Origin of the sequence: Dyadobacter chenwenxiniae (genome assembly GCF_022869785.1) — a bacterium.
Taxonomy (GTDB): domain Bacteria; phylum Bacteroidota; class Bacteroidia; order Cytophagales; family Spirosomataceae; genus Dyadobacter; species Dyadobacter chenwenxiniae.
Map to the genome: position 1 here is coordinate 2835771 of NZ_CP094997.1, position 20920 is coordinate 2856690.

General features: G+C 45.0%; 20 protein-coding genes and 1 other RNA gene. 4 read left to right on the plus strand and 17 right to left on the minus strand.

The window, feature by feature from the left end:
- Positions 1-8: 8 nt before the first annotated feature.
- The 10 genes from MUK70_RS11965 to MUK70_RS12010 form a co-directional block, all read right to left on the minus strand.
- On the minus strand, positions 9-1310 hold the full coding sequence (locus tag MUK70_RS11965) for a PBSX family phage terminase large subunit (RefSeq protein ID WP_234652310.1): 1302 nt from the start codon (positions 1308-1310) through the stop codon (positions 9-11).
- The gene (locus tag MUK70_RS11970; RefSeq protein WP_234652312.1) at positions 1291-1740 is read right to left on the minus strand and encodes a hypothetical protein; all 450 of its coding nucleotides are present in this window, start codon (positions 1738-1740) and stop codon (positions 1291-1293) included. The genes MUK70_RS11965 and MUK70_RS11970 overlap by 20 nt, the downstream gene beginning before the upstream one ends.
- A gap of 65 nt (positions 1741-1805) precedes the next feature.
- Complete coding sequence (locus MUK70_RS11975; protein ID WP_234652313.1) at positions 1806-1982, minus strand: hypothetical protein; 177 nt, start codon at positions 1980-1982, stop codon at positions 1806-1808.
- Between the two features lie 32 nt (positions 1983-2014).
- On the minus strand, positions 2015-2260 hold the full coding sequence (locus MUK70_RS11980) for a hypothetical protein (protein ID WP_234652315.1): 246 nt from the start codon (positions 2258-2260) through the stop codon (positions 2015-2017).
- A gap of 34 nt (positions 2261-2294) precedes the next feature.
- Positions 2295-3101: a hypothetical protein gene (locus MUK70_RS11985; RefSeq protein WP_234652317.1), complete on the minus strand. Its 807-nt coding sequence runs from the start codon at positions 3099-3101 to the stop codon at positions 2295-2297.
- An 8-nt stretch (positions 3102-3109) separates the two neighbouring features.
- Entirely contained in the window at positions 3110-3337 is a 228-nt protein-coding gene (locus MUK70_RS11990; protein ID WP_234652319.1) for a hypothetical protein, read from the minus strand.
- Positions 3338-3350: 13 nt separating this feature from the next.
- Entirely contained in the window at positions 3351-4436 is a 1086-nt protein-coding gene (locus tag MUK70_RS11995) for an SGNH/GDSL hydrolase family protein (RefSeq protein ID WP_234652321.1), read from the minus strand.
- A gap of 38 nt (positions 4437-4474) precedes the next feature.
- Positions 4475-4972 (minus strand): hypothetical protein, encoded by a 498-nt coding sequence (locus MUK70_RS12000; protein WP_234652323.1) that lies wholly within the window; start codon positions 4970-4972, stop codon positions 4475-4477.
- A 2-nt stretch (positions 4973-4974) separates the two neighbouring features.
- Positions 4975-5820, minus strand: coding sequence for a hypothetical protein (locus MUK70_RS12005; protein ID WP_234652325.1), 846 nt, complete (start codon positions 5818-5820; stop codon positions 4975-4977).
- Between the two features lie 119 nt (positions 5821-5939).
- The gene (locus tag MUK70_RS12010) at positions 5940-6344 is read right to left on the minus strand and encodes a hypothetical protein (RefSeq protein ID WP_234652326.1); all 405 of its coding nucleotides are present in this window, start codon (positions 6342-6344) and stop codon (positions 5940-5942) included.
- Between the two features lie 180 nt (positions 6345-6524).
- Between MUK70_RS12010 and MUK70_RS12015 the strand changes: the two genes are divergently transcribed.
- Complete coding sequence (locus MUK70_RS12015) at positions 6525-6923, plus strand: WDGH domain-containing protein (RefSeq protein WP_234652328.1); 399 nt, start codon at positions 6525-6527, stop codon at positions 6921-6923.
- Here the strand turns inward: MUK70_RS12015 and MUK70_RS12020 are convergent.
- From MUK70_RS12020 to MUK70_RS12035, 4 genes are all read right to left on the minus strand, one after another.
- Positions 6920-7315: a MarR family transcriptional regulator gene (locus MUK70_RS12020; protein ID WP_234652330.1), complete on the minus strand. Its 396-nt coding sequence runs from the start codon at positions 7313-7315 to the stop codon at positions 6920-6922. The two genes, MUK70_RS12015 and MUK70_RS12020, sit on opposite strands and share 4 nt — an antisense overlap.
- A 29-nt stretch (positions 7316-7344) precedes the next feature.
- The gene (locus MUK70_RS12025) at positions 7345-8520 is read right to left on the minus strand and encodes a site-specific integrase (protein ID WP_310590042.1); all 1176 of its coding nucleotides are present in this window, start codon (positions 8518-8520) and stop codon (positions 7345-7347) included.
- A gap of 156 nt (positions 8521-8676) precedes the next feature.
- Positions 8677-9048, minus strand: a transfer-messenger RNA (tmRNA) gene (gene ssrA / locus MUK70_RS12030).
- A gap of 369 nt (positions 9049-9417) precedes the next feature.
- Positions 9418-11727, minus strand: a complete 2310-nt coding sequence (locus MUK70_RS12035) for a TonB-dependent receptor (protein ID WP_234652334.1) — start codon at positions 11725-11727, stop codon at positions 9418-9420.
- A gap of 172 nt (positions 11728-11899) precedes the next feature.
- Between MUK70_RS12035 and MUK70_RS12040 the strand changes: the two genes are divergently transcribed.
- On the plus strand, positions 11900-12337 hold the full coding sequence (locus tag MUK70_RS12040; protein ID WP_234652336.1) for a PepSY-like domain-containing protein: 438 nt from the start codon (positions 11900-11902) through the stop codon (positions 12335-12337).
- Positions 12338-12410: 73 nt separating this feature from the next.
- Here the strand turns inward: MUK70_RS12040 and MUK70_RS12045 are convergent, their stop codons facing one another.
- Together MUK70_RS12045 and MUK70_RS12050 are read right to left on the minus strand one after the other, a co-directional pair.
- The gene (locus tag MUK70_RS12045; protein ID WP_234652338.1) at positions 12411-14174 is read right to left on the minus strand and encodes a RagB/SusD family nutrient uptake outer membrane protein; all 1764 of its coding nucleotides are present in this window, start codon (positions 14172-14174) and stop codon (positions 12411-12413) included.
- A gap of 34 nt (positions 14175-14208) precedes the next feature.
- Entirely contained in the window at positions 14209-17445 is a 3237-nt protein-coding gene (locus MUK70_RS12050) for a SusC/RagA family TonB-linked outer membrane protein (RefSeq protein WP_234652340.1), read from the minus strand.
- A gap of 378 nt (positions 17446-17823) precedes the next feature.
- Here MUK70_RS12050 and hemF point away from each other — a divergent pair, with 378 nt between their 5' ends.
- Positions 17824-18741, plus strand: coding sequence for an oxygen-dependent coproporphyrinogen oxidase (hemF, locus tag MUK70_RS12055; RefSeq protein ID WP_234652342.1), 918 nt, complete (start codon positions 17824-17826; stop codon positions 18739-18741).
- On the opposite strand, the gene MUK70_RS12060 is transcribed toward hemF, so the two are convergent.
- Complete coding sequence (locus MUK70_RS12060) at positions 18712-19794, minus strand: o-succinylbenzoate synthase (protein WP_234652344.1); 1083 nt, start codon at positions 19792-19794, stop codon at positions 18712-18714. The genes hemF and MUK70_RS12060 overlap by 30 nt on opposite strands.
- Before the next feature lie 67 nt (positions 19795-19861).
- Here MUK70_RS12060 and lpxK point away from each other — a divergent pair, with 67 nt between their 5' ends.
- Positions 19862-20914 (plus strand): tetraacyldisaccharide 4'-kinase, encoded by a 1053-nt coding sequence (lpxK, locus tag MUK70_RS12065; protein ID WP_234652346.1) that lies wholly within the window; start codon positions 19862-19864, stop codon positions 20912-20914.
- The last annotated feature ends 6 nt before the right edge of the window (positions 20915-20920 follow it).

The following is a 20920-nucleotide window of genomic DNA, read 5'->3' on the forward strand; positions in this document are numbered from 1 at the left end:
CAATCCGTTTACCACTGTTGCCAAACTTTCTTAACTCTTGATAGCTCTGGATAGGTTGCGTACCTTAAGCTATCTATTCCGTGATTCCAGGCATCTACTGGCGTTTTTGACTTTTTATCATGCCATACGTAGTTATTGAACTCCTTTATCAGGTTTATACTGCCTGGATCAATCACTATTTCAAAATCTTGCAAGGCAGCTATCCCCGCACTCACCGACCCTTGCCCTTTTATTGTCTCGCGTATATTGCACCCCGCGCGTCTCATTTCATCAATCAACCTCGGCTCTGCGCTATCAGCATAAATCAAGCTTTTACCAGCATATCGCTTGTTTTCCTCAATGATCATACTGGTTGTCAACCGGGGCTTATAAAGTAGCTCCTTGACGTATATTTTCTTTCTTGACTTATCAATGCTCGTTTGCACTAACGTAGTCGGGTCAACGCTGAAACCAAAATCTTGCCCGAAGACAGACGGCGTAGGCTCTTCAAACTGCCCTATGCTCCAATTGGTAAAGACAACGCCTTCGGCAACATCCAACCATCCACCTAAGACAACATGCTTATAATACTTCGCCTTTTTGACTATGCCGGCGTCGCAAATATCCTTTTCCTTCTGACTTAAACTTTCATAATACTCATAAGCAGCCCTTTTATCCTCAAAGTCCTCAAATATAGAATCAGGAATGAATTCTCTTTCGAGATCCAGGTATGTTGAGTGGATATAAAGCACATTGCCAACGATTCCATTGAATCCCTCCTGAACTCCTCTTGCTTCAAAGAACTCTGTATAAACCCAATGCTCTTTTGTAGCTGGGTTAAGGATAAGTATGCTAAGGTTTCGTACGTCAAGCGCTCGTATTGATTTTTTGATCTTGTCCCAGCCTTCGTAATTGGGCATCTCCTCGGCTTCTTCGAGGATAAACATTGAGAAATTCTTCAATGATTTCAATGCCGCCGTCTGATTTCCAGAGCTGGTTTTTATCCCTTTAAAGACAATCTTACTTCCATTATGACCAATAATCCGGTCCTTCTTGGTTTCAAATGCCGCATTACAATTCAGTATATCTATTTTCTCATTGAATTCTGGTATAATTGAGTCCTCTGCTGCCGTGAGTGTGTACCTGGTATAAAGTATCCTATGTTTAAAGTCCTTTGCTGATACGCATGAAAAAAGGCCACTTGCAAATGATTTCTGCGAATACCGACCCCCGGTTATGATCACCGTATCAACTTTTTGAAGCGGATCATCTTTTTTACATTTGTTCCACTGGAAAAGAGGCCGGTATTTTTTACTCAGAGCTACTTCCATTGCCGTCTTTGAATACAATCACGGTAGGGGATATTTTCTCGCCTGCTGATGTGTGATCAATCTCCTGTTTATCCCTCCACTTCTTAGGCTGACGGTTTTTGAGCCAGTTTAAAGCCGCTCCCGCATCCGGCGCAATTTCCCTTACAACCACCTTCTTTTTAAAAGGATCGACCGTTATTCCGTCGTCGTCAGCATCGCCTTCTGTAAGAAAGCCTTCGCCATCCTTGATGATTATTTTCTCATAAGTAACCTCTTCGTAGCGGTACCCTGTGGCCTTTTTATAGAAGCTGGCGGCCACTTCTGCGTCGGCAATATGTTTCCCCGCGTGGACTGCCTCCAGAAACTCTGGGTGATCAACTTTCCAGTTATTTAAAGTCGATCCCTGAACCTCAAAAAAAGCCGCTAATTCTCTGTCAGTAAACCCTAACAAACATAGCTTTTTGGCCTGTTCTGCAAACTCTGGTTTATATATCGGTGGTCTTCCCCCTGCCATCACTACCCTCGCGTCACCGCTGCTTTAATTAAAAACTCTTCCGGACTAATGCCCGTTATACTATACCCGGGCTTTTCTTCCTCTTCCCTCTCCCGCTCATACCTCAATTCCTCGGTTAACTCTTTCACCGCGAGAGTCAGCGCTTTGATTGCTTTTATCAGGTCCTTGTTGTCTAGCATTATTTAGCCCAATGTGTAGTGCCCATCATTCATTAACTAAAATGTACCTCTTGGTACCAATCAGAACATATTAACCCAGCAGATATAGATTCGCTCGCAACTCCAATAAGTTGAATTTTTGCGTCTTTGTACCATTCAGGATTATAAGGATTCTGAAAAGAGACTTCAGGATTTATTTTTATGGCCTCTTGTTCATTTTCAGCCGCAACAACCCATTTAACGAGTCCTGACCCTGATCTGTCATCAAAACTTTCATCTGTGATTAAGTAAATATTCATATCTCGATTTAGTTTACATCTTTATTACAAGCGCTTACCATGAAGCACCAACAAGCCTGATCCAACTATTAGTGGCCACACACCAATAAATTCCTGTGCTCGTAACCCGTATTTCTCCTAATGTCCCTGTATCGGTCGCAGAAGCAGGTGCGGTATTTAATGCCGATAACCGGTATTGCGTTGCCGTTGCGGTTCCAACGACTGATAAAGCCCCATTAGTGGCTCCTGTACCGTTCACTGTAAGTTTGTAATTAGTCTCGGCACTATTAACCCCTGCTGCTTGAATTAATATATTATTTGTCGTTGGCTGAACCCTAAAAATAATATTCGAACCGCCCGCTTCTAGAATATTAAAGCTCCCGGTGGCGTTCTTATAGATATTCGATAAATATGCAGAGAATCTGTTGGACTGGCTCCCTATACTGCGCGTCGCATCGCCGTCTGGAATAATATTTCCAGCAAGTGAGCTATTTACGAAGGGAAACCCGGTGAACGTGTTACTACCCCAGGCCATCGTCTTGTTTGTTAGGGTTGTTGAGCCGGATGGGCTTACCGCGGATCCAGTATTTAAAATGCCGATAATTTTAGTTTGCAAGTCTGTAAGACTAGTGCTTGTTGGAGTCGTAACCTGTATGTGGTTGGTAACTCTGCGAATAAGGCGGTATCCATTACTGATACGTAACTCGCCGCCAATTAAAGCGGTCTGAATTACATTTTTAGGAAAAGATCGCTTCCCGAAACTATCATTTATGATCACATGGTTAACAGAATCAACCACTTGAATTTGTGCTGCACAAAATCTGGAAACAAGTATTAAGATTATGAATACTAACTTATTCATGGGTTGAATTACTTTTTGACCTTAATAAAATCGATATAAAACTCTTCGCCAGCCTTTAAGTATTCTGCAAATGTAGACGATTCATCTATGTCAATATTTAGATTTCCAGCAGGCTGTAAGCTATTGATCTTCTTATTTTCTTCGCTTCCGTCCTGGGTGACCCCTGCATTGACCGTAATATACCCCTCTCTTTTTTCGATATGCGAAATCAGAAACTTTGCGCGCATTTTTGTCATATCTTCTTAGTTTTTAAGACATTAAACTTTCTATATAAGGACTTGCTACAACACCATGCCCAGAATTATTTAGGTGAAGCCCTAAATCAAATGGATCGTTGTTAGGATATACTAATTTTGGATCTTCATTCATCGCCGCGTACACGTCTGCAATCCTAAGCCATGGGAATTGATTTTTGAGGCCCCGAACTAGCCTTACCGCTAACTCATACTCCCCTTGTGAATAACTAGCAGTGGTTAATATTGTGTTGAAATATGTCATCTTAACCATCCGGAAATGAGAGGATATAAATCCAGGCGTACCGACGACAACTTTCATTTCGGAGGTGTCAAAAATATCTTCTACAAGCATTAATGCAGTTCGCAGGTAGCCTATAAATTGACCTGCCGATTCCCCGTTTCCAAACGATCTTAGGCTATTTACGCCCGACTGTATCGTTAAACTATTAGGCGCATTGGCATTTGAGCTAACGATTTGCTCGAAAATAGTTATGATATTGTTCGTGTCAGTGTTAACAATTGCTGCGCCAGATGCCGCTTTGTTGTTTAGTGTCCACTCCTGTTTTGATGCCCGACTTAACTCCCTTACCAATAATGATACATAAGAATTGCTTAATGTAGTTGCGCCTACACCTACTGTCCAAGAGTCGCCGGTGGTGTTTATAATGCGCGTATTGGATGCTGGTTTAGTCCTTATTCCGGAAATAGAAACGTGCCCTTCAACGTATAGATTAAAGGCTGGAGCGGTCGGGGTGCTTTGTATTGTGGTAGCTACACTCTGAATTACCGTTATGTGAGGCCCATCAAACAAATCTCTTTCCAAACAAATAGGAACCCTGTAAAACCCTTTTTGCCTGTGAACCGAATCTCTTTCGTTACATGTCTCCTTAAACTGCTTGGTTACGCCATCCGTAGTAATGGTAAAATCGGCGCCGCCGGAGTCCTGGACGATATACAAGTAAAGCGCTCGTCCAGTCCAGCTAATTGTTACTTTATCGCCGATTGTGGTTGATTTTCTATGGCTCCCACCCAATGAACCGGCTGCCGATATACTAGCCCATGATCCCGCACCGCTTCCGGCGCTGTTTTGGAAGACCATTGACCCGTTTGAATGTGTAAGTGTATTTACTATCGACATTATTTCTTGACAATTATTTGTGCAATTATTTGTCCGCCGGAATGAGCAGTAGTAGCAATAAAGCCGACTCTAATAAACTGAAAACATCCTGGCAAATAAAAAGCTTTAAATATTTGGGTGGTAACAGCAGCGGGGTCTATTGTTGCCGGGTTAGCGGTAAAAACTGCATCCACTGGTACCAAGTAATATGTAACATTGTCCATGGCTGAAAGAGCTTGAATATAGCATTGAAGCCCCGCCAATGATCCTTTGGTAAAGGATTTTGTGCACAACTCTATTAGTATCCTGTCTGCTTGACTAACATCTACTGATGCGCCGTATTTTACAACACCGTTAATAGGCATATCGCCGGAAGAAATCACTGTGGCTTCAAATGTTTGGACTTCTCTTTTCGACTTAACAAAGATTGTCCCACCTTCTTTAAGAACATTAGAGACATTAAAAGCCGCCGTAAGCTTGGCAAAAATACTGTCCAGGAAATCGATTTTTAATGCCATCGTTAAACGTCTTTATAATCTGGATCAAGTCCTAAAAAATATTCTCCTCGCCCCGGAATCCAGTCGTAAAAAGATTCGTTTCCTTCGTTGTAAGCAAAGTCGGTTGTCACATACACCCTTCGCTTTGCATCACCTGTAAAGTAAGGCACCGCATCAGCATAATTCTGCACTGTAATGTCATCCGAAGGAGTAAACGGGCCTGGCACTAAATACCATTTGCCATTGTAAAACTGTATCAATTCGTCGTAATTGGCGACCGATGTTCCTGCCGTGAAGTTTTCGCCGGCGAAATTGAGTACGCCACCCACTGTAACCTTGTATCGCGACATTTTTTCTCCTTGCTGGCCTATCGTTGCGTCAGCGGTCAATGTCGGCGTGTTAGTAGCGGCATTATACGGGCCTTGATCAAAGTATAGCTGTGAGGCTTGAAGCGAGTAGTATTTGGCTAGATCAACCTGGGTTTTCACTAAGTCCAACCCCATCACCTCAACAACCTTAACCTCTCCCTCCTGAATTACAACTTCGTTATAACCACCAGTGGGCGAACCGCTTCCGTACTTAGGGAAGATAGAGCCGTGAAATACATAATTAGGCGCAGTCTCGAAATAGACGTAGTATTCCGCCGAAACGGGAATATTCAGGATCTGCTCTTTTGTAAATTTTACTTTCAGGTCACGGCCGGTGATTTCTATTGTTGGTGACCCTTTTACTACACGACCGTACCGGATTTCAGCGCGAAGGTCTTCTAAGGCAGGGAACGCAAACCCGTCAGGGAACCGTATAGTGTCCTCCCAAGCTGACTCCCTAAAAACTTCACTACGCCCTAACTCGTACGGTAAGTAATCCATTCGCCTCTTCCTTATGCAAGAAAAGCCTCACCACATTGGAAAGGCTTTGGTTAGCGCCGCATCTACATCGAAGCAGAGTAGCGCCCGGAGCATGCCGGGCCTAACTAACGGCTAAATCTTTATTTCTTTACCTCTATCTGGCTTCGCATCTTGGTAGACATCGTTCCTGTCGGGGTATACGTTACGCGGTAAAAGTTGTATTTGGTCGGCGAAATATCCAATGATCGCTTGTAAGTCGCAGCGTTAGTAACCGTTGCTGAATCCGTTTTTACGAAATTGACGTTATCAAAGCTCCCAAACGTTCTGAGCATCCCCGCCAAAGTGCCTGAAATTCGCGTCAGGTCAACTTTAATCGAAGCCGCAGGCCAATACTGCCCAACGCCAACTTGCTGCGTTTTAGGTGTAGTATTTGTCACTGTGTCCTCTACCGTCGCGTTGTAGGTTGATTTCAAAACGGCAACCTTCTGGGCATACGCGCCGACCGAAAGCAAGGCTAGGCACAAGCACATAATCAATGTCTTCATTTCTCTAATTTTTTGGGTGATACTTTACCTTGTAAAATTAGGGTTTTTTATAATATAACCAAAAAAACTTTAATAAAAAGTATGGTTGATTGGGTAGAAGGCATGTAGCTCTCGCTTTTTTGTTAAAGGAAATTTGGTTATATTTATGCACAGTTTGGGGAAATACTAAATCGGGAAAGGATGAACAAGGAAATTGCCATTAACACCATCATATCGGGGGAGCCAGGCATAGACACCAATCTGATATCAGACGGCTACCACACCTTCGGGGAGTTATACGAACACAGAATCCATTTGTGGATTATACTTTGTAAGATTTACGAATACGAGTGGGCGGCAACTAACAAAAATCCGCAATCGAGTTGCCCCGTATGGAAATCGCAGAAACATAGCGATGGGTCTCACTGGGATGGTTGGTTCATTCTTGGATTAACCGATAATAACGGAAGGCAGATAACCTATCATCTGCCGGAATCTAAATGGGGTGAATGCGCTTTTGCGGTTGAACTTGAAAAATGTCCGGAATTCGACGGGCACACAAGTGCAGATGTATTGCAGCGAATAAAGGAGCTTTTTTAACTCAACCCCACCACCACATCATCATCACTCTCCAATTCTTTGATGTATTCCTGATAGTGCGCCCCCAATGCTTTCATTTCGGAGGATTCTCCCAGGAGCATTAAAGTTGTCATGTAGAAAGGTAGCATTTCCATGTTCAAATCGATAGCCTTCTGAGAGTTGCCCTGATGTCGGCCTCTTTTGTGTACGCTTTTACGCGTGACAAAACCAATCTTTTCCAGGGATGCTATGTGGAAGTTCATTGCTTGAAAGGTCAGCCCTAAAAATCCCTGTATATCAACTTTCCTCTGGCTCCCGAATTGACGGATAAGCCAGAGGATTGTCAAAGAATTTTTGTTCCCTAGAATGCTGTGTATATTCCTGGCTTCTTCGGGGGTAATGCTGAGTTTCATTTGAAATAACGTTGAGCGAACGGTGCGGGTTACTCTTTAACCAACCTCCATTCTGTTAGAATCCTTTTTTCCTTAATTGCCCCGTAGTGCCGGATCTGCCGGGTGGTTGTATGCCCTAGCATGGTTGCAACAACTTCCGGACTAAACCCGAAATCATTCAGGCACATGTTTGTAAATGTTTTTCTCGCTATCTTATTGGTTAGATTTTTATTGATATCAACTTTTTCGGCAATTATTTTAAGGTAATCATTCATCTTTTGCGGCGATATATGCGGTAGCTTATCAACGCCGCCATACTTTGCAATTAAAAACTGGGCGTAATCTGTCAGCGGGAAAGTTGCCTCTACATTCGTCTTTACCCGCCGAATCTTCATAAATTGATGACCGTCGTACTCATAAACGGATTCCTGTCGAACATCCCGATAATCCCCAATGTGCAGGCCCGTGTAGCACATAAACAAGAACGAGTCGGCCACCAGCTGTAAACGTTCACTCCAATCGTACATCTTGATACTCTCTATTTCCCGCGGGTCCAGGCAGGTTATGTCAAGCTCCTTTTTCCATTCCAGGGAAACCCCCGAAAACGGGTTGCTATCAATATGCCCTTCCCTGATTGCATATCTAAAAAGCCCTATGCAGGACTGTACTATTTTATTACAATAATCATTGTGGTAACCCCGGCTTTTGAGCCAAACCCAAAAGCCAGAAACCTCCTTTTTTTGCACCGCGGAAACATCGTAATCTTTGCCCAGGTACTCGGTCAGGTAAGCAAAACATCGTTTGTACCGGTTGGTGGTGACAGTGGACCGCTCTCGTAAAATCAACTCTTCCAGAAACTGTTTACTTAGTTTCGAAATCGAACATCCAACCAGAGATACCCCGTTATAAATGTCTTTGATCTGATCGGCGGAAAGGTGGGTTCCTCTCGCCCTGGCAGAAAGGTAGATTTCCTCCAGCTCTGATTTAATGATGTCGAGCCGCCGGTTAACATCCATCGCGGTCAGTGAGCTGCCTTTTAAGCGCTGTGTCTTGCTGTCCCATTTGTTGGGGTCAACTAATAAGCCGACAGCAAATTCATTCGCTCTGATCATCTTTACCGTGATTCTGCAATTGATCGGGCATAGGCCCGCTTGGTTTGTTCTCGCTCTCCTGATTATGAATCGGGTGCGCATGCGTACTAAAGTTTTAAGAAATTTAATCATCATAGGGGGTTAGGTTAGGTAGTAGAAAGACTACCATAAGTCATTGGCAACCGAAAAACTACCCCCTATATATTAACTTTCTATAAGTGTCTTATATATAACTATTTAAAAACAAAAGCAGGATTAAAAAACCCTGCTGTGTGAACTAATTTTAACTGTTTGTGGAGATGCAGGGAGTCGAACCCTGGTCCAGAACAGGGAAACCCTGCGCCTTCTACATGCTTATCCTCGATTAGGTTGTCGGGCCAGACAAGGTTCGCGGCGGACCCGCGTCATGACCTTAGATACTGGTGTCTCGTTGAATTTCCGTATCACTATTTCAACCAGCGCTGATTTGCGACACCCCGGAGCCCAACCATCAGCACGTAGGTTGGAGGGATGATGGCATTAGCTAAATCCTCCGGATTAGGCTGCCATGGCGTAAGTAGATTCGCCAGTTATTGTTTGAGACCATTATTTACGGGAGGTAATCTCAACTCCCGACATGCTTACACACAGACTTCCAACCCGCTGTCAATTCCAGTCACCCCCATATTTGTTGGCATTTGGACTCCACAAAAGCAGCAAAAAGCTGCCAGGTTAAAGTATCATTGCAAAGTAAAGTACAGCATTTCAAGTTAAAAAGTTCGCAATTTAAAACACTTTTTTCACCAGAACTCCAACTCATCCCGCTAACACGCTAACAATAAACCAATTAAAAAAAATTCCCCACCCCAACCAAACAATCACCGATCCGCGGCGGATTATTGCCCATTCCACGGCGGCCCATTCCCCGTTCCACGGCGGATAATTCACTCATTCACTCATTCACTCATTCACTCATTCACTCATTCACTCATTCACTCATTCACTCATTCACTCATTCCCCGTTCCACGGCGGCTCAGTCAATCATTCAATCATCAAAACTCCCACCGATAACTCAACACAGGAATCAACCCAAGCTGATATTGCGTTACAACATCGTCTTTACGTTTATCAAAATACCGATAAGCCTCATTTTTCGTGCCGGAGACATTTTGCAGATCGATTGCCAAAGTTCTGTTGAATTTAGCTTTGCTTTTTTTCCAATATATCCTCAGATCGGGTCGAAAATAGTCTTTCATTTTTACCGAATAATGACTTCGCGCCTCGTAAAGGGTGGTTTTGAGCGCTTTTGAATATTCCACATCAATCGGCTTGTCCCGAAACCCGCCCAACCAAAGTACTTTCGCATTAACACCCCACAAACTCTCATTCCCCGACCTAAATTCTTTTCCACCGGTAAAACTGAATGTATGCCTTCCGTTGAAGCGTGCCTTGTGCCTTTGACCGAATAAATCGACGTAAGTGGCGTCATACAATGAGCCCGAAACCAGCATGTAATAATCACTGGTCAGAAGCTTTTGAAAACTTGCCTCAACCCCATAATTTCGAGCCTTTCCGTTATTTTTCAAAAATTCATAAGGGATTTCCTCTATCAAATTGACCACCGAATAATTATCGCGCATCCCCTGCCCCACCGGTACGTCAAACAAATGCTGCCAGTAGGCCTCAATTTTCAGGCTGCTATTTTTAGGGAAGGTCTTTTGATAACCTAAAACGATCTGTTGAGACCGTGTTGGGGAGAGGTTCCTGTTATTGTAATAATCTGTGTCATAAATATGTGTGGCATACAAACCGGCCGTTTGCATTTGACTGTGAAGTCCATAGGACGCAGAGAGTTGATCGGTTTCGCTGAGCTGCCATTTTACCGCAGCACGGGGTTCTGGCAACGCACTTAATTTCTCGGTTCTTTCCACCTTGCTGAGCATCGCATGAAGCCCCACTTCTCCTGAAATACCTGGCGTTACCTGAAATGACCATTTCACGAATGGCTGAACCGCTAAGCTGTTTAGATTTGTATTCACCGACCAGACATCCGTTTCATACTTATTTAATGTCACAAAAAGCCCCCACTGAAATCTGGACCGCGGGTTATAACGATATGTGAACGTCGTGTTCAGCGATATTTTACCATTGATCAGTTTCTGGTCTCCCAGCAGCTCATCTCTTCCAAAACTCTGGCTGTTCACTGCATAAGCAACCCTGGAAGTGGCCAAAGCCGAGCCAACAAGTGCAGCCCGCACGGATAGTTTGTTTGCAAGCGGTTGCTCGAAAGTGACCCCGCTGGCGAACATTCTGTTTTTATACAAAATATTTTGGCCGTCCTTTTCGTATTCCCATGCTGCCGTATCCTTGTCGGGCTCGAATGTGTTGCTGCTTATGCCGCCAGTGCCAAAAACGGTAAACCTTCCTCCTTTTGCGTTCGGAAAGTTGAGATTAAATGATAAATCCTGAAAACGCATGTCTTCTCCGCCAAAACTCGCGCCCATTGCGCCGAGCAAAGCTGTGAATGAGTAGCGATAATTAACAAGATAGGATGCTTTTGATTTTTTGGAAAACGGCCCTTCTGCGGCGAAGTCGAGACCCAATAAGCTGGCCTGCGCCGTAAATTCGGTTTGTTCGTCATTGCCGTTTCGCAAGTGCATATCCAGGATCCCGCCGTTGACATTGCCGTATTGTGCAGGAAAGGCGCCCGACAAAAACTGCGATGTCCCCAAGAGTTGCGTGCTCAAAATATTGACGCCACCTCCGGTTGAAGTCGGGCGGTCGCTGAATGTGCCCGCGTTGGACAAATGGTTTGGATTAACTATTTCTACTCCTTCCAGCCTCCATTGCATACTATTGGGCGAATTTCCCCTGATAACCAATCCGTTGGCCTGATCATTTGCAGCAGCAACTCCCGGGAAAGATGTTGCTACTCGCGCCGGATCCATATAAGTGGCTGCATATCTGAATGTTTGCTCAATCGTTATCTCCTGAATGCTGTTGACTGAAACGGGGCGTGTTGCGGTTACGGTCGCTTCGTTCAATTGCTTGCCGGACGGAAGCAAGCGGATTTGCTGGACATTTTCCTTTCCCGATTCCAACAGCAATTCTGAAATTAAAACGGTTGTGTAACCCAGGTAGGAAACGGTCAGTTGGTAGCGCCCGACATTCAGATTGCCAAATCGAAATGTGCCTTGCGCATCTGTAATCGCACCTGCTTGGGTGGGAGAAATTGAAACCGTAGCACCCATAAGCGGCAAGCCAGTGTCTGAATCCCTCACCGAGCCGCGAATGGTTGAGGTGAATGTTTGGGCAAAAGCAGTTGAAACAAAAAATAATAATATGGGCAGAAGTCTAAGCATTTCGGAAACGTGTAAATATAGGTTACAAAAATAGTCGGTTGCATTTACAAACTATCCTGCTTTGAAGTTGCCGGGTGAACAGATTTGAACAAAAAATTTCAGTTCGCATAGGGGAACGCTGTTTCTAAGTTGTCAAATGGAAAGCAAATGTTCCAATTTAACTATTGAAGAAATGATGAAAGCGCTCTCGATTTACTTTATAATGATTCTTTTGGCCTTTTCTGGCTGTGATAATGAGAAAGTTGTTGATGAAACCAATTTGCCGCCACAAGCCTCAGAGTTTATTGAAGCCCACTTCCCCGATGCAAAGATTGCCCGTGTAGTGCGTGACCGGGATGACCTGCTGACGAGCTTCGATGTAATCCTCGACAACCAGGTTGAGCTGGAATTTGATAAACAAGGTGAATGTTTCAGCGTGGATGGCAATGCGAATGAAAAACTGCCTGACAGCGTAATCCCGCTGAAAATCCTGGAATACGTGCAAAAAAGCTATCCGGACAAGTACATCACCGACTGGGAGAAAAGCAAAACTACTCAGGAAGTAAGCTTGTCGGACAACAAAGAGCTCCTGTTCAACCTGAGCGGCACATTTCGTAGAATTGACGATTAAATATTATTTGGTGGGTGTATAAAGAATAAGGGCGGCCAAATGGTCGCCCTTATTCTTTATGGATTAACAGATCTTAATAACCTGGATTCTGCGTCAATGTAGGCTTACCATCCAGCTGGCTGTTCAGGATTTCGTCCTGTGGCAGCGGATAGTAATTGTTTTTCTCTGTGAAAGACTTTCCAGCCATGTAACCTCTTTTGCTGAATGTACGACCGGATGGCTCTTTACCCGGAACAGCTTCCTCAGCAGCATATTTGTTAAGCACTTTGGCTGCAATTCCCCAGCGAACGAGGTCAAAGAAGCGGTGGCCTTCCATTGCAAATTCAAGTCTTTGCTCCATGCGGACTGCATTTCTTGCATATTCAGCGCCTTTGCTGGCAAATGTTCCTGCCGGATATGGCTCCACCTTGTAAGTTACGGAAGCATCCTGCACCGAACCTGTTTTTGCACGCAAACGGATTTGGTTTACATAACCTTCCGCAACCGCCAGGTTTCCAAGTTCAACCTCACATTCGGCCAACCACAGCAACACGTGCGATAGTTTGATCATACGGAAGTTGTTATTGACGTTACGTTTGCTGGTTGAATGCGTCGTGCTGTTTTCTTCGGCCAGGTAATACATCCATTTTTTACCGGTAAAGGGACCTGCATAAACCTGATCACGGATCCAGGCAGAGCCAGGCATCGGGCCCCAATCCAGGAAGTTAACGCCACGACGGCCAACTGTCCAATCAAGACGTGGGTCCACCGGCACTGTTTTGTCTAAGGTAAATGCGGCGGAGCTCACAATTCCCTGATCATTAGGGAGATCCACTTTGTTGTAAGTGTCAAGCGAACCGTCTCCGGCAGCGCCGATCATTGGCAAACCGTTTTGTGTTTTAAATGCATTTACTAAATTGTGTGAGGGCTGATAAAAACCGCAGCAGCCACGTCCGGGGGCACCGGCAGAATATGGCCAGTTGAGGTTATCTCCCGCATTACCATTGTTACCATTCGTTCCGTCATTAACCGAGAACTGCACTTCAAAGATGGATTCAGTATTGTTGTTTCCCGTTGTCCTGTAATTGTCATGATAATTGGCTACCAGTTTTTTACCGGAATTTTTCACCACATCATCCAGCAAAGTCTTCGCTGCAGCCCATTTCTTTTGGAACAACAATGATTTTGCAAGGAAAGATTTGGCTGCCCATTGCGTTGCTCTTCCTTTTTGCGCTTGTGTTGTAGGCAATTTGTCCGCTGCAAACTGGAAATCCGCTTCAATTTTCGGCCAAATCTCTTCCGTGTTTGGCACTTTGGTAGAGTTAGGATCAGCAGACTTGTACACCGTCTCGTCGATGTAAGGAATTTTGTTCCACATTTTCTTGGCCTCAAAATGGAAGAAACCTCTTAAAAACCTCGCTTCTGCAATCACCTGCTCTTTTTCCGCATCCGTCATGTCCTTTACAAGCTCACCGTTCACAATCTGGATCACTTCGTTACACCTTGCAACGCCGTCATATTGGTGCCACCATTTACCTAAGAAATAAGTGTTGTCAGAAAGCCAGTTGTACTGCTCAATGAAAGACTGTTCGGGCTGGTCACCCGCATCGGTCCCTTTCACCGCGTCGTCGCTCGCGATCCCGCCAAATACGTAATTAGAAACCGTAGACTGACGGCCTGTATTTCCGGATCCAACGCCGTCAACAAGTGAGTAAGCGCCTATTAGCAAAGCATTTACGCCATTCTTGTTACTTAATTGTTCCAGGGAAGCGCGGCCTTGCGGTTTCAGATCGAAAAAGCTGTCAGAGCAGGAGAAGCTCAATCCGATCAAAACGATTAATATGGTTATTTTTTTCATTGTAATGATATGAAATTTCGTGAATGTCAAAGGATTAGAAACCGAAACGCAAGCCTACCAGATAGGATTTGGAAACCGGATAAGCACCTTCATCCACACCCATGTGCTTGTCTTCGTTGTTGTTACCAGATCTTCTCAGGTTAATGTCCGGATCAAGTCCTGTGTATTTCGTGAATGTGAGCAGGTTTTGTCCTTGCAGATAAACCTGTGCCGAAGCTATTTTTACTCTTTTGAGCAACGTAGCTGGCAAAGTGTAAGTGAGCTGAACGTTTTTCACACGGAAATAAGAACCGTCTTCCAGGAAGTAAGAGGAAACCTGCTGGCTCGTTGCATCACCAGAATTAAGGCGTGGCAATTTCGCGTCATCACCCGATTTTTTCCAGGAATTATAAAGCATGTCTTTGGACCTGTTACCCTGGAAAACGTTGAAATCTGTCCAGTATCTTACATAATTGAAGATCTCATTGCCTTGAACGCCTTGTCCAAACACAGTTAAGTCAAATGCTTTGTAACCCACATTCAGGTTCACACCATAGTTGAAATCCGGGTGCGGGCTTCCGATGATCGTACGGTCAGCGGCAGTAATTATGCCGTCGCCATTTACATCGCGGAATTTGAATGTTCCCTCACGTGTATACGAACCGAACTTCGGAGCTGCATCCGCTTCTGCCTGATCTTTGATCACGCCATCAACAAAATAGCCGTAATAGCTCGCGATCGGGTAACCTGCTTTTGAAGCCGACATCGCCGGAAGACGCGTTGTGAAACCGAAGATGGTTGCATTCGGGTCATTGTTCAGCTTAATCACCTCATTTTTGTAGTGACCAAAGTTCACACCTGCTGCATAGTAGAAATCGCCTTTTTTATCGCGCCAGTTAAGTCCGATGTCGAAACCTTTGTTGCTTACCTCACCAATGTTTGTGTAAGGAATCGTTCCCGTTCCGGCTGTTCTCGGGATGGCGATCTGCGTTAACATATCCGTTGTCTTACGGTTATATACATCAAGCACAAATTCCAGTTTACCATTCAGCAACACGGCATCAAGACCAATGTTGGTAGAAGTGTTGGTTTCCCATTTACCATTGTTGTTACCAAACTGTACAAGGTCAAATCCACCCACGATGGATGTTCCTGTTCCGTTGATATCGTAAGCATTGTTTTGTGGATCCGGCGCGTACAAGGTGTAAGCATTGTAAACGTTCGGGATCAGCTGGTTACCTGTTTTACCCCAGCCAAAACGGATTTTCAGATCATCCAAAACCCTTTTAGTAGGTTTCATAAATTCCAGCTCTGTCATCCTTAAACCCACAGAGAATGCGGGGAACACACCGTAACGGTTCGCTTCTGAAAAACGCGAAGATCCATCACGACGCAATGTAAAGTCGGCTAATAACAGCTCCTTGTAACCATAGTTAATTTTACCAAATTGCGAGAAAAGCGCAGTTCTTTCAGCACCAGCTCCTGCATTAGCCAAACCTGCCGCCGAACCTGCATCCAGGTAACGGTAATCCAGGTCATCGAATGCGAAACCGCTCCTGCTAGCCTGAAAAGCAGCGAAATACGTCTTAACTGCTTCCGTTCCCAGCAAAATGTTGAAGTTGTGCACACCAAAAGTTTTCGCATAGTTCAACGTGTTGAACCAGGTGATCGAACGGTCGAGGTTGTTGATTACGTTCATGCTGTTCGCGTTCCTTGATTCCGCAGCTTCAATGTCGCGGTGGAAATACTCGGAGCGATTTGTCTGGTTGTATTCAAGACCAAAGCTCGTGCGGGCAACCAGCCCAGGAAGGATATCCACTTGTGCAAACATGTTTCCGAACACGTGCGTGCCTCTTGTAATGTTGTCTTTCTCACGGTACAGACGTGCAAGCGGGTTGGGCGCATTACCCAGGTTACTTCCGCGGCTTCCTGCAAAACCGTTGTAGGCAGATAAGTTTGTTCCGCCCAATTCCGCTGGTCCGCCGGTAATGTCGAATACGGGAATAATCGGGTGAACGCGGATCGCAAACATGATCGGGTTACCCTCGTCGTTGTTTGTAATGCCTTGTCTTTCGTCATAGGAGAAGGTAAGGTTTTCTCCCACAGTGATTTTACCTTTTGTAAATTCCGTGTTGGCGCGTACAGAATACCTTTTGTATTTAGTATATCTCAAAATACCATCCTGCTTGAAATGGTTGGCGGAGATCGCGTATTTCGCAGATTTCGAACCACCACTTGCACCGATCTGATAATTGGAAATCGGGGCTGGATCGAAGATCACATCCTGCCAGTCGGTTCCTTCTTTGTTGGCCTTTGTAATGTTGAAAGCCGTTTTACCAAGCGCCGGATCGGCAATGTCGTTCGTATAAGTGTAGTTTGAAGGCAATTCACCGTAAACGTTCGGATAAATGTAGTCCGCAATCGTTTGGTTACCATTCTCATCAAACTTGTACTGAACAGAAGGAGAGGTAGCAGAAGGATTTTTGCCAGCGCCCAAATCTGACTGGTACAAATACTCCCCTAATTCCTTCGTATTCAACAGATCCAGCATTTTGCCAGGTCTCTGCGTGCCGGTATAGAAGTCAAATGTAATGCTGGGATCGCCCTGTTTCCCTTTTTTCGTAGTAATGATTACAACACCGTTCGCCGCACGAGCCCCGTAGATAGAAGCGGCGGAAGCATCTTTCAACACTTGCATGGATTCGATATCATTCGGGTTCAGCTGGTTTAATGTTCCTTGTGTTGGCACACCGTCAATAACATACAGCGGGCTGTTGTTATTGATAGACCCGAAACCACGGATACGAACCATTGTTCCACCGCCCGGTGAATTATCATTTCCGACAGTCACACCAGCCGCACGCCCTTGCAGCATTTGTGTGACACTCGCAGAAGGTACAGCAGTCAGTTCCTTCGTGTTGATAACCGTTACGGCCCCGGTAATGTCCTTTTTGCGCTGTGCGGCATAACCCGTTACAACAACTTCGCTGAGTGATTTTACATCCGCACTCATGGCAATATCAATCGTGCTGCGGTTTCCGATTTCAACTTCCTGTGTAAAATAACCGATGTAGGAAACAACAAGTGTTCCAGAGGAGGATGGAGTAGCAAGCGAAAAACGACCGTCTGCATCCGTAGTCGTTCCGGTTGTTGACCCTTTTAAGAGAACGCTTACCCCCGGTAAAGGCACATTTTCGGCAGCATCAGTAATGCGTCCGCTTACCTGGTTTTGTGCCCATACGTGCAGGACAGAGAAACACAGTAAGAAAGTTAGGTAGAGATTTTTTTTCATTAACTGGTCGGGTTGTTTAAAATATTAATAAAAAAAGAAGAAACAGTAACCTACTGTTACAACACAGGCTGGGCTGAAAATGGGCGTCTGCAAGCAAAATAGGCTATTATTGGCAAATTATAGAAAAAATCATAGATATCAAGAAAATTGCGCCTGATTTAGCAACATTATCTTTCAAACGACGTTGTGAGCGTTTTTTCGGTTACAAGTCACCTTTTGTTTACTTTTTTATAAAGATTCGTTTGTATAATTTACTTTATCTAATTTTCTAAGCATATACGCATGTTAATCGGATTAATGAGTCGTCCTGTTTTGCACATTGCGGGTGCGCGTTTTTGAGATTTGTCGTAATTTTGCACGCTACGATAACGGTTTAGTATGAAGGTTGAAGAGATAGAAGGATTTTTTAAAAGCTTGCAGGACAACATTTGCCGCTCCATTGAAGAAACGGATGGCACCGGAAAATTCAAGGAAGATCTTTGGGAACACCATTCCGGAGGCGGTGGCAGGACGCGATTAATCCAGCATGGAAGCGTGCTGGAAAAAGGCGGTGTTAATTTTTCCAAAGTGCAGGGCGAGGTGCACCCGAGACTTCGTCAGCAAATGAACCTGAGTGAAAACGACGACTTCCATTTCACAGCTACCGGCGTTTCCATCGTCATGCATCCGTATAATCCGCATGTGCCCATTATACATATGAACGTGCGCTATTTTGAGCTGAGTAATGGCACTTGCTGGTTCGGCGGGGGCATTGATTTAACCCCGCACTATATTAATGAAGCGGATGCCGCATTTTTTCACAATTACCTGAAACGTTCCTGCGACAAACACCATATTGATTTCTATCCCAAATTTAAAACCTGGGCGGACGATTATTTTTTCATCCAACACAGAAATGAAACCCGCGGCGTAGGCGGCATTTTTTTCGACTATCTGAAACCTGATGATGCAGGGAATGGAAACGGATTGTCGAAGGAGGCATTGTTTGCTTTTGTGAAGGAAGTTGGTGAATCATTTGCTCCTATTTATACGACATTGATGCAAAATCACAGGGACGAACCATTTACGGAAGAGCAAAAGCAATGGCAATTTCTGCGACGTGGCCGTTACGTGGAGTTCAATCTGGTTTGGGACCGGGGGACGAAGTTCGGATTGGAAACCAATGGCCGCACGGAATCGATATTGATGAGCTTGCCGCCCCAGGCCAATTGGGAATACAATTTTGAGCCGGAGCCAGGATCACCGGAAGCAAAAACGCTGGAAGCATTAAAAAAGGGGCTGAACTGGGCTTCGTGATTTGTCGTAAATGAGGCAACCGTTTTCCACGCTCAGCGGAGATTCAAAATTGTTGGTATAAAGCTGGCCGGTCCCTAAGCCCTGCGGCAGCGGGTTGTTATAAGACGCCGTAAATTGGGCAATGGCGCTCAGGCCAATGTTGGATTCCAAAGCAGAAGTGATCCACCAGCCAATGTTCAGCCGGTTCGCAATCTCGATCCACTCGGCCGTGTGCCTGAATCCGCCCAGTAATGTGGGTTTTAGAATGATAAATGGCGGCATCAGCTTTTTGAGCATCGCAAATTTTTCACGGTAATCGAATATGCCGATGAGCTCTTCGTCCAGCGCAACGGGAATAGGCGAAGAAATGCACAGTTCCTGCATGAGCTGATGTTGTCCCGGCCTCACAGGCTGCTCAATCGAATGCAGGTCAAATTCCGCCAGCCTTGTCAGCTTATCGCCCACATTATCTGCCTCAAAAGCGCCGTTGGCGTCTACTCTCAGTGTAATGTTCTCTTTATCAAAACGCTTGCGGATGGATTCCAGAATGCGGCATTCCTGATCAAAATTGATTGCACCGACTTTCATTTTCAGCGTAGAAAAGCCCTGGTTCAACTTATCCTCAACCTGCGCAGCCATATTTTCATACGACCCCATCCAGATCAGCCCGTTCATTAAAATGCCGCTTTCCCCTCGTGAAAAAGCATTTTTGAACTGAACCCTTTCCCCCCCATTCATTATATCCAGCAAAGCCATTTCCACGCCAAACCGAACGGACGGCAAATGCTGCGGGATAACCTGATCAAGAATAATACCGAGATTAAAAGGGAAAACGTCCAGATCCATATCATTGAAAAGGTCGCAGACTGCCGCTAACTGCGGTTCGTAATCAGGGATATCGTCGACGCTCAAACCTGGCAGCGGGCCACATTCGCCATAACCCTCAATGCCTGGTTTGTCGGAATCGGTTATTTTGATAAGCCATGAAGTCTTTTGTGTAAGAGCCCCCCGGGAAGTGCGCGCTTCATTGCGAAAATGAAGCGTGTAGGGTTTATACACAATTTTTAAAGGCATGTTTTTGAGGCGTCAGAGTTTTTCGGGGCACAATATTAGACAAAAAATACGTAATTATGCACCAGTTATGAAAGAACATAATTGGATAAAAATCGCACTGACACCGTTTTCGTGGGTATATGGCTTGATAACCAGCCTGCGCAATTTAGGATATGATTTCCAGTTATTTGCTTCCAAAAAACCTTCTCAATTCGTCATTTCCATCGGTAACCTGACCGTCGGCGGAACAGGCAAAACACCTGTCACTGAATATCTCACAAGCCTTTTTTCCAGTAAAACTCCGACGGCTATTTTGAGTCGCGGCTATGGCCGGAAAACGAATGGTTTTGTTCTGGCCACTGCTACATCCACGCCAGCCGAGATTGGTGATGAGCCTATGCAGTATTTTTTAAAATTTAATCCGGACGTGCTGGTGGCTGTTTGCGAAAACCGGTTTCATGGTGCTGAGCACATTGCATTAGCCGCACCGGAAAAACAGCTGTTGCTGTTGGACGACGCGTTTCAGCACAGGGCGATTGCAAGAGATATCAATTTGCTATTGAATGATTTTCAAAGGCCATTTTATCAGGATCTCCCCTTCCCTGCCGGACGCCTGCGCGAAACCAGAACCGGTGCCGGGCGTGCTGATGCCATTATTGTGACCAAGGCGCCCGCCCGGCTTTCGGAAACCGACAAAGAGAAGGTTATTCAGAATATTCAAAAATACAGCAAGCGGGAAGCGCCTGTCTTTTTTTCATTTATTGAATATGGAGCGGTCAAAAGCTACGCAGAGGGGCCCGTTTCGTTAAAGAAAGTTAAAATGGCAGCCGGCATCGCAAATCCTTTACCCTTTGCTGCACATCTGCGGGCCAGGTTCGACGTTACAGAGGAAGTCGTTTTCCGGGACCATCATAATTACACGCCCGCTGACGTGGAAGAACTGATTAAGAACTTAAAAAACGATACTTTTGTGGTAACAACCGAAAAGGATATGGTCAAGTTGAAGCCATTGGTTGAAGCGTTGGGCGCAGCAGGAAAGTTTGCCTATATTCCTGTTAAAGTGAGTTTCGGCAATGATACCGAACGCTTCCACAAATGGATTTTCAAACAAACCGGTCACCTTTTTCAGGCAGAACGATAGTTTCCT

Coding starts and splice junctions, on each gene's coding strand:
- MUK70_RS11965 (WP_234652310.1), bottom strand. CDS start 1,310: ATGGAAGTAGCTCTGAGTAAAAAATACCGGCCTCTTTTCCAGTGGAAC.
- MUK70_RS11975 (WP_234652313.1), bottom strand. CDS start 1,982: ATGCTAGACAACAAGGACCTGATAAAAGCAATCAAAGCGCTGACTCTC.
- MUK70_RS11980 (WP_234652315.1), bottom strand. CDS start 2,260: ATGAATATTTACTTAATCACAGATGAAAGTTTTGATGACAGATCAGGG.
- MUK70_RS11985 (WP_234652317.1), bottom strand. CDS start 3,101: ATGAATAAGTTAGTATTCATAATCTTAATACTTGTTTCCAGATTTTGT.
- MUK70_RS11990 (WP_234652319.1), bottom strand. CDS start 3,337: ATGACAAAAATGCGCGCAAAGTTTCTGATTTCGCATATCGAAAAAAGA.
- MUK70_RS11995 (WP_234652321.1), bottom strand. CDS start 4,436: ATGGTCTTCCAAAACAGCGCCGGAAGCGGTGCGGGATCATGGGCTAGT.
- MUK70_RS12000 (WP_234652323.1), bottom strand. CDS start 4,972: ATGGCATTAAAAATCGATTTCCTGGACAGTATTTTTGCCAAGCTTACG.
- MUK70_RS12005 (WP_234652325.1), bottom strand. CDS start 5,820: ATGGATTACTTACCGTACGAGTTAGGGCGTAGTGAAGTTTTTAGGGAG.
- MUK70_RS12010 (WP_234652326.1), bottom strand. CDS start 6,344: ATGAAGACATTGATTATGTGCTTGTGCCTAGCCTTGCTTTCGGTCGGC.
- MUK70_RS12015 (WP_234652328.1), top strand. CDS start 6,525: ATGAACAAGGAAATTGCCATTAACACCATCATATCGGGGGAGCCAGGC.
- MUK70_RS12020 (WP_234652330.1), bottom strand. CDS start 7,315: ATGAAACTCAGCATTACCCCCGAAGAAGCCAGGAATATACACAGCATT.
- MUK70_RS12025 (WP_310590042.1), bottom strand. CDS start 8,520: ATGATGATTAAATTTCTTAAAACTTTAGTACGCATGCGCACCCGATTC.
- MUK70_RS12035 (WP_234652334.1), bottom strand. CDS start 11,727: ATGCTTAGACTTCTGCCCATATTATTATTTTTTGTTTCAACTGCTTTT.
- MUK70_RS12040 (WP_234652336.1), top strand. CDS start 11,900: ATGATGAAAGCGCTCTCGATTTACTTTATAATGATTCTTTTGGCCTTT.
- MUK70_RS12045 (WP_234652338.1), bottom strand. CDS start 14,174: ATGAAAAAAATAACCATATTAATCGTTTTGATCGGATTGAGCTTCTCC.
- MUK70_RS12050 (WP_234652340.1), bottom strand. CDS start 17,445: ATGAAAAAAAATCTCTACCTAACTTTCTTACTGTGTTTCTCTGTCCTG.
- hemF (WP_234652342.1), top strand. CDS start 17,824: ATGAAGGTTGAAGAGATAGAAGGATTTTTTAAAAGCTTGCAGGACAAC.
- MUK70_RS12060 (WP_234652344.1), bottom strand. CDS start 19,794: ATGCCTTTAAAAATTGTGTATAAACCCTACACGCTTCATTTTCGCAAT.
- lpxK (WP_234652346.1), top strand. CDS start 19,862: ATGAAAGAACATAATTGGATAAAAATCGCACTGACACCGTTTTCGTGG.